Consider the following 8725-nt stretch of genomic DNA (forward strand, 5'->3'; position numbering starts at 1 on the left):
TATACTCGGAGTCCTGCGGCAGCCGAATTTGGTGACTTGACGGCTGGGTTTGGAACGATTCAGCTACGCCTATGATCCGCCCCGGCTTTCTTTCCTCAGCAGACCGCCTCGAGCTTGAGGCGTGCGTGCGTCGTCAGCGCGAGGACCACGGCATTGCCCGCCGGGCAAATGCGATCCTGCTGCTCGACGACGGGGAAAGCTGTGCCCGGATCGCAAAATTTCTCTATCTGGACGACGATACCATTCGGGGCTGGCATAAAACCTACCTGCAAGATGGTTGGGATGCGCTTGCCTACGACGGCTGGAAAGGCGGCCAGTCCCGTATGACGCAGGCACAGGAGACTGCGCTGTGCGCATGGCTGCAAGTGCGCTTCTGTCGCTCGACGGTCGAGATCAGGGCTCACCTCGCGGCTGAGTGCGGTCTGAACTACTCCCATTCTGGCTGCATCAAACTTCTCGCCCGACTGGGCTTTGAATACCGCAAGCCCAAGCCTCTGCCGCGCGTGGCATCTGCGGAAAAGCAGACAGCTTTCATCGCATTCTACGAACGCCTGATGCGTGAGTTACCAGCAGATGAAGCCGTCTACTTCGCCGATGCGGTGCATCCGGAATACCAGACCAAGCCTGCATTCGGCTGGGTGAAGGTGGGATCAAATCCAGCGGTTCTCAGCACAGCAGGGCGCGGTCGTGTGAACATTCATGGGGCTGTAAACCTCGAAACTTTTGATGCACCCTTTGTCGAGCCCACAACCGTCGACGGGGTCAGTGCCGTGCAGCTTCTCACCAAGATCGAGGAGCGCAACCCTGACAAGCGCATCATTCATGTCATCTGGGACAACGCTGCCTACCACAAAGGACCCGATGTCAGAGCCTTCCTCGCCAAGACAGCTTGCCGTATCCATCTGATCCAGCTGCCACCCTATTGCCCTCATCTCAATCCGATTGAGCGGCTTTGGGCTGTCTTGCATCAATACGTTACCCACAACCGCTACTACCCAAGTCAGAAGCAGTTCGCCGACGCCATCCTTGCATTCATGCGTGAAACCATCCCGCAGGAATGGACAAAATTCCGCGACAAGGTCTCCGACAACTTCCGCGTCATAACCCGCGAGAACTTTCGGGTTTTGCAGTAGAAGCGGTATAACAAAAATTGATTCGGAGCTGGCGAAATTTGTTCCAGGCTCAGACCTTTCGGTCATGGCTGCAGCCGGGCTGCGCGCAGAGCTAATTTTCGCTGTTCCGTCGATATTGCAGGAGAATCCAGAGCTAGTTGGCTATTATCGTCTTCTTCTGGGATACTCTCAGAAGCAATTTTATGGTAGAGACTCTGGCTTCGGAGTTGGTCATTTTAAGTCTATGGAGGAGAAAGGACGTATCGGAGCAACGGCTTTTGCCGATATCGAAGATATGTGTGAAGCACTTTGTGCTGCCGCTTCTCAGTTGTTACGAGGGTTAAAAGATTTTGATCTTGAAATTAGCAAGGGCGGGCTCGAGGATCTTTCTCTTCTCACACTTGGTCCGCAGCTTCGTGGTGGCGCGAACAATTCTCGTGGATCTCTTGGAATAACTCAAGTTTTCGACGTGATAGAAGATATTGTGGGGCACGCCCGTTTGCCGGGAGAGGAAGAAGATACGTCTCGAATAACGGTAAAGAGCGCGACAGGAAGATCTGTAATTATTCGGTTTGCGGCAGACCCAGATATCGTTATTCAAGAGGAAGTATTACCCGGCAAGTATTTGAATGCGGTGGCGATTGAGGTGAAGAGCGGAACGGACGCTTCTAATATTCACAACCGTATTGGTGAGGCTGAAAAAAGTCATCAGAAAGCAAGGAGGGAAGGATACGCGGAATGTTGGACTGTGATTAACGTTGGCGGCCTCGATATGGATAAGGCTTATGCGGAATCCCCGACCACTAACCACTTTTTCACATTGGCTAACCTGATGAGGAAGGAAGGACAAGAATTTGAAAATTTTCGTTCTCGCCTTTTGTCTGCAGTGTCCATTGCCGCCAAGCCGGAAAATTAAAATTGCAAAGAGATGTTTTTTGCATGCGCCGGTGCTCTGACATTCGAATAGCCCAATGTTCCTGAGCACCGTCTTTGGCCATTTGGAGTTAAGGTAGAGACAGAGGGAATCGGCAACTTCATTGATGATTTCAAGCGTCACGCAGTCGCGCAAATTTTCGAGCAGTGCTATGCTTGGGGACCGTCGCCCCACTAAAGAACTCGCTGGCGGGCTCCCTCGCTAGGTGGTCATGGCCTAAGTCTGTGCGGCAGGAGTGACGCGGAAACGTAAAGGTTATAGGGTGGGCCGCTGTTTGCGCCTCAACCCATCCGGGCGTAAGCCTTAAGACTGCAAGCTTGAAGGTTACTTCTAAACCGGGCGACAATTTATGAGGAGGGAGAGTGGACTGGTTTCCGGCGTCACTGAGGCTCCGTCGGCAGCGCGATGATATTGTCAGACCCGAAAAGGTGCTCAGCGGCGGAAAGTGCATCCTGACTGAGGGTTTGGGTCGCTAACACTGCAAGCCGCTTCTTGGGTCGCGATAGCGCGACATAGAGAAGGTTGCGAGCCCGGAGGTGTCCTGCGCGGTCCTTGGCGGCAACCTTCCCTGTAACCATCTGATCCAACAAACGCGGCCAGTTGTAATGGTTCCAGCCCCCACTCAGGATGACTAGGACATTGTCGAACTGGGCGCCCTTCACACTGTGCTGCGTGGCGAACGGGGTGAAGCCGTTGATGAATTCTGTCACGGCGATCAGTTCCGCGTAGGATACTGACCGCAGTTCCCGGTGGCGAGTAATCGACCTTGACTCGCCCTCGGCCGGCTCAGGACCGGCTTTCCCGACTTCATCGTCCCTTCGGGCTACCCGATCATTCAGGCGAGGGCGGCGGGTCTCTTTTAACAAATCGATCACGTCGCCTACTGTTCCGCTATTCCGCAGGCGGATCAGTTCATTCATGTCCGCCCGCCACTGGGCCTTGTCGGCAGGTTTTCGGAGCGTGGGGGCGCCGCCCATCAGCCGAAACATCTCCCCGAAGTTGCCGGAGGAATAGGCGGCGCAGATCGGCTCGACAGAGTCGGCCAGAAAAGCGATCGCCGGGTCCTCCTTCTTGGCAAAAGCCTCTTTGTGCTCGAAGATCCTCGCGAGGTTGGGATAGCCTTGTTTTGCCGCGATGGCGTTGTGCGTGAGCATCAGAATCTTCGTTCGTGCAGGCGCGAAATCCCACCCCTCTTGGGTCAGCATTTGGATCAAGCGTTCCACGGTCCTGGCATGCTCGTCCGGAGGGAGTTCTTCCTTGCCGGCGTGCGAGCTAACTCGCTGACCCTTAAACCCGTTGCAGTGAAAAAATCTGGCTTCCCCTTGCGCCTCCGGATCATCCACCTCTTGTCTCAGTTCCGGCCTCAGGCGATTGAGCACGTCGACGATCGCGGGGACCGAACGAAAATTGGACTTCTTGTCGATACCCTCAACGTTCGGGAATGCGGCAAGGTCGTAGTCCTTGCGGTAGATCGTCTGCCAGTGATCTCCGAAGAGTCCCGTGACCGGACCCTCATCGATGGCGAAGAAGTGCTGAGAAAGAGCCGTCATCACGGCTGGATCTGTATCCTGATATTCGTCGATGAAAAGGACTGGGTAGAGGCTCGTGAAGATTCGTCGGATCTTCGAGTTGGCGAGCATCTCCGCTAGGAAGACCGGGACATCGTCATGGTGAAGCGTGATCCGAGTTTCGTCGATCCCAAAGAATCCAAAGTTGTATTCGACGATCTGATCCCGGATGCCGCCCGCCTCCTCGATCGCTTCTCGACGCGCCTCCTGGGCGGCGACCAGCTCCCGAAGGGCCTTCTGGAAGCGTGAGATGAAAGACCACCCGAAGCCATGGATCGTATTTACCAGGATCGCCGGATGCTCCTCGATATCCCTTGCGATCTCCTTCCGCGCCACCTCTGTATAGGTGATGCATGCGACCTGCTGTCCGGCCCTGATGAGGGAAGGGCCCCTCTCGTCTATGATCTTTCGGAGGGCGGCGACGAGCGAGTAGGTCTTGCCGGCTCCCGCCCCGGCCTCGAGACGGAAATTCCGCCCGTTCTCCAAACATTGTTCAACGCGGGCTTGGGCTTCTTGGGCCGCCAATACTGCGGGGGATGGTCCCTTGGTCATGCCGCGGCCTCTTCCGGATGGGCAGGCAAGATCGGTGGCGGTTCAGGGGCAGGAGGGGGCTCGGAGAGCCAAATCAACCCCTCCCGGATATACCTTGGCACGTTCCATTCTTCTTCCATGATTGCGAAGCGGATCGCTTCCTCGGATTTCCCGAAGCTCTGCGCCATTTCCCAGGCCGCTGTCGCGGCATGCTCATCGTCTGGGATCTGAAAATGATTGAGATTGGCAAGGATGAACGCGTCCTCGTAGCTTCGCGCGCAGTGATTAGAGCCCGCTTCCGGCGTCTGATAGGCGATCCGGCAAACATTTCTTATCTTCTCCGCCGCCGTTTTCGCCGTCAGCGACGCGACGGAGATGTCGTTATCATCGAACCAAGACTTGAGCGCGTTGTTCGAGGTGAATTCTCCCTCAGCGCAGGGACACTTCCTTCGCCGACCGTCCCGGACGCGGACCGCGTCGAGGTCGGTGATGATCAGCGTCTTCAACTCAAGATATTCGAGGAGAGGGAAGAAAATCTGAGCGTGGGCCCCGCCCACCTCCATCGTGGTCACATACTGCCGCCCCAGCTTACGACCGTCGTTCAGCCCCTCGTCCACGATCTTGATGATGCGGGGCATCAAGATCCTCTCCGTCGCACCCTCCACGAGGATCGCCTTGTCCGCGAAATACAGGTCGCACTTCGTCAGAGTCATATATTGGTGGAGGAACTTCCGATCCTCCGGTGCGATCCCTGCCATACCCCGCCGGAAGTCTTTTACTTTAGTGCGCCGGATACCCGGAACGTCAGTCGGCGTGTTGAGAAAGTAACGGATCGCCTCGAAGGAGGCCGCGTTCGCGATGTGCGACGAATGCGTGGAAACGATGAACTGCACCTGCCAAGCCGGCTCCGCCGGGTAGCGGCGGGAGAGGGCGGAAATGGCTTCGTTCAGTTGAGCAATGAACACCTCCTGCATCTGGGGGTGCAGGTGAGCTTCAGGCTCTTCGATGAAGACGATATGTGCCGCAGGGCGAGTCGGAGTGGCTCGGTAGCCTTTATGAAGCGCTTCCAGCTGAAGAAGCATGTAGATCAGATTCCGAGTGCCAAGACCGTTGTAACCCTCCGGTAGGTGGACCCCGTCCGCACCGGTGTAGAGGATGCGGGTATTGTCGGTGAGGAGGCTTTCCACGTCGATGCTGGTCTGCGGCACCAGTTCGGTGTCGTTCAGGCTAGGGAAGCCGAACAGGTTGAGCGCTGGGAGGAGTTCCTTGAGCTTCGTGTCGAAGTTCCCCTGCATCGAGTTCTCGATCTGACCGACGGACGTCATGAGGTCCGCGACAATGACCTGATCATCCTGCGCCGCGCCTCGGCTGCTCGCCGTCTTGAACAGCTTGTTGAGCAGCTTGCCGATGACGTCCGGATCGCCGCGCTTCCCCAGGTCCAAAGTCCGTTGCGCCTTTACGAAACCCACCTGCAGAAGCGCCGAGATGGCAGAGGTGTTGTCAAACGCGCGCCGGTTGGTCGCGTCGGTCGGGTCGATCGCCAACGTCTTGACGGAGTAGGATTTCGGTATCGCATCGCGCAGGTGGCGGAACAGGGCGGCGTTCGGGTTCTCATCAGCGTCCGCCGCAGGCAGATCAAGGAGTGAAGTCAGCGTCGCGAGGGTGGGAGAATACTCGAGCCGCGCAATGGCCGTCGTGCAGTCCGGATCGAGGTCGATGATGAACGGCGAGAGAGGCCCGAGGTCGCCAGCCAGCGCGTCATAGGCGAAGGTCAGATCCAGGGATATCACCGGGAGCGACGCCAGAATGTCATCGGCCGTTGCTTCGCCTGCATTCCGCAGCGCCTTCGCCGAGAGGAACTTCGCGCGGAAGGAGGCGGAGAAGTCTTCAAGCCGAAACTGCCCGACGCGTTCTCCGAGGAATTTGTCAAAGACCTCCGTGAGGGAGGTCTTCCCGCTGTTGTTCCGGCCAACGATCACCGTGGTCCCGGCCTCAACAGCAATACTGACACCTTCCAGCAGCCGAAAACCGTCAACACAAATATTAGATAACCTGATCATAGCGCCAATTACTGCTGTTCTCTTGCGAAAGGTATGATGGATAAGCCCTAGCGACTTGTCACGCCAGCAAGTTGAAATGGCGCATTGTCGTCACCTTCTCGGAGGACCCAGAATGCGTCTGAAGGCGGTAGATGCGGTTGCATGTTGACTTGCAAGGTAAGTTCGGCCATTCTGTGCATCCTTCAGCAACCAGTGAGCCAAGATGATGCCCATCCCGCACATCCGTAACGGCCTCATACGCGCCCCGCGTTTCGGGGCGAGCTGGGAATAATCTGACCCTCTTCAGACCTCGAACCTGACCTGTCCGGCCCCGTTCATGCGGGGCCTTAACGTCTCTGATGTCGAGGTCCATAATGACTGATGCCGCCGCCTGCGGGCTGATTAACCACGCCCATATCCGCGACGCCCTGCCGATCCGTCCGGCTTCCGAACAGTATGCTCCGCCCAAGCGGTCGTTGGCCGGCCGTAAGGTGGCAGGCGCCTCGAAAGGACATTTCACCGGCCAGATGGTGATCCCGGACGGGGCGCAGGGTCGGATCGTGATGAGCGAGAGCCGGCTGGAGATCCTCTGGACCATCTCCCTGCTGTCTCTCCCCGAGGTGGACACGGTCGTCGAGCAGGTGCCCTTCGAGTGGTATGACGAGCAGGGGAAGGCCCGAACCAAGTTTTTCGACATCGTGGCCGTCCTCCGGAACGGGAAGCGGCTCGCCTGCGAGGTGAAGCCGGAGATCCGGCTGCAGAGCGGGCGAGTGATGAAGGATCTGCGCCAAATCGCCGCCCAGCTGGACGGTCGCTTCGACGCCGTCCGTCTCCTCACCGACCGGGACCTGGACCAGATCTCCGTCCATAACGCGGAGACGTTCTTTGCGATGCGGGCCCCGGACCCGGAGGCTGACGCGGCCGCCACGGCTGTCGTTGCCCGACTCGCCGGCTCCGCGGTCTTGGCGGATGTTTCCCGCGAAGTGGGGCTCGGTGCCCGGGGCACGCGTGCCCTTATTCGGCTCATCGCCGACCGGAAGCTCCGGCTCTGTCGTCACGAACGGATCTCGCTCGCTTCGTGTGTCCGCCGTGTGGAGATGATCTGATGGGAGACATGAGCCCGAACCGTTTCGCTACCCGCTTCGCCTTCAGTGCTGACGATCTGGTCATCATCGAAGGCCGGCCCATGCGGCTCGGTTACCGGAATTCGGAAGGTTGCACTTTCGAACCAGTGAACGGCGGTCTTGTGGAGCATTTCTCGCATCCAGAGATCGCGGCCCTTCAGCGGGCCAACAAGCTCGAGATGAAGGGCAGGCACTTCGTGGCTCAGGGCGTTCGGCATGTGCTGGATCGTGCCGACAGCCTCCACAGCATGATCGACGGCACTATGGAGGAGCGGATCCGTTACCGCGAATCCCTCGTGCTGGGCTTCAAGCAGGTTCAAAGGACGCAGCTGGATCAGGCGGGACGGACGACGTTGAAGCGGACGGACGCCTCCATCTCGGCCCACAGGGCACTGATCACGTCGGAGGCCAAGGGCTTCTACGCCAAGACCGCCGCACCGGCGAAAGCCCCGGCGGTCCCGGACAAGTTCACGCCTCGCAGTCTCCGGCGCTGGTTGTCGCTCTACGACGCTATGGGGCGGGCAGGGCTCGCGGATCGGCATCAGAAATCGGGGAACCGTGAGGCGCGTTTCCCTTCGGAAATCAGGGCAATCCTGTCGAAGGCGGTCGAGTATTACCTCTCGCCAAACCGTCCAACGAAGAAGAAGGTCCACGAGAACGTGCTGATCGCCGTGAGCGATCTGAACGAGGACCGGCATGCCCGAGGTCTACCCCCCTTCGATGCCCCGAGCAGGAACGCGGTTTCCGCGGAAATTGATCGTCAGGACCCATTCCAGGTTGCAGTAGCGCGTGAGGGACGCGAGGCGGCGATGCGCAAGCTTCGTCAGACTGGCCAAGGCCTATCGCCAGGACTGACCCGGCCCGCCCAGCGCGTCGAGATGGACGAGATGAAGATCGACCTGTTCACGATCTTCAAGGATAACGGTTTCTTGGACCTTTTCAGCGAGAAGGATCGCGAGCGTTTGGGTCTGGACGGCAAGAAGGGTCGCTGGTGGGTCACCATGGCGATCTGCGCCACGACGAAGGTGATCCTCGGGATGCGCCTGACCCGCAACCCCAACCATCTTGCCGCTCTCGAATGCCTCCAGATGTGTCTGAACGACAAGGGCAGCTTCGCCGACGCGGTAGGGGCGCTCTCGCCCTGGTCGATGGCCGCCCTGATGGAGCTTCTGGTGACGGACGCGGGGGCGGCCTTCAAAGCGACGGATCTCCGGACAGCCTGCGCTGACCTGGGGATCCGAAAGGAGATCGCGATCGCGGGCCTGCCGCACCTGCGGGGATGCATTGAGCGCATGTTCCGGACCCTGAACCTCAGCTGTTGATTTCCACCCAGAACTGAGCCGGCATTTCCATCGAGAAGTGAGCCACCTCTGACTATGGATTTCCGGTCATTCAGTGGTCAAGGCGTGATTGTTCT

The 8725-nt window shown here is 58.3% G+C and carries 6 protein-coding genes; 4 read left to right on the forward strand and 2 right to left on the reverse strand.

Translation table 11 applies throughout. The annotated features are described in order from the left end of the window. Positions 1-71 precede the first annotated feature (71 nt). Together ACTJI6_RS23025 and ACTJI6_RS23030 are read left to right on the forward strand one after the other, a co-directional pair. Positions 72-1133: an IS630 family transposase gene (locus tag ACTJI6_RS23025; protein WP_440803696.1), complete on the forward strand. Its 1062-nt coding sequence runs from the start codon at positions 72-74 to the stop codon at positions 1131-1133. Positions 1134-1140: 7 nt separating this feature from the next. After that, positions 1141-2028: an XcyI family restriction endonuclease gene (locus ACTJI6_RS23030; protein WP_440804026.1), complete on the forward strand. Its 888-nt coding sequence runs from the start codon at positions 1141-1143 to the stop codon at positions 2026-2028. 398 nt (positions 2029-2426) lie between these two features. Here ACTJI6_RS23030 and ACTJI6_RS23035 read toward each other — a convergent pair whose 3' ends face one another. After that, complete coding sequence (locus tag ACTJI6_RS23035) at positions 2427-4166, reverse strand: UvrD-helicase domain-containing protein (protein ID WP_440804017.1); 1740 nt, start codon at positions 4164-4166, stop codon at positions 2427-2429. Further along, positions 4163-6205 carry an ATP-dependent nuclease gene (locus tag ACTJI6_RS23040; RefSeq protein WP_440804019.1) on the reverse strand — a complete coding sequence of 681 codons (2043 nt, stop codon included), beginning with the start codon at positions 6203-6205 and terminating at the stop codon, positions 4163-4165. The genes ACTJI6_RS23035 and ACTJI6_RS23040 overlap by 4 nt, the downstream gene beginning before the upstream one ends. A 353-nt stretch (positions 6206-6558) precedes the next feature. Between ACTJI6_RS23040 and ACTJI6_RS23045 the strand changes: the two genes are divergently transcribed. Together ACTJI6_RS23045 and ACTJI6_RS23050 are read left to right on the forward strand one after the other, a co-directional pair. After that, on the forward strand, positions 6559-7290 hold the full coding sequence (locus ACTJI6_RS23045; protein WP_440804022.1) for a hypothetical protein: 732 nt from the start codon (positions 6559-6561) through the stop codon (positions 7288-7290). 8 nt (positions 7291-7298) lie between these two features. Then, complete coding sequence (locus ACTJI6_RS23050) at positions 7299-8630, forward strand: hypothetical protein (RefSeq protein WP_440804024.1); 1332 nt, start codon at positions 7299-7301, stop codon at positions 8628-8630. Positions 8631-8725 lie beyond the last annotated feature (95 nt).

It is taken from the genome of Paracoccus sp. 22332 (assembly GCF_052045125.1).
Lineage (GTDB): Bacteria > Pseudomonadota > Alphaproteobacteria > Rhodobacterales > Rhodobacteraceae > Paracoccus > Paracoccus haematequi_A.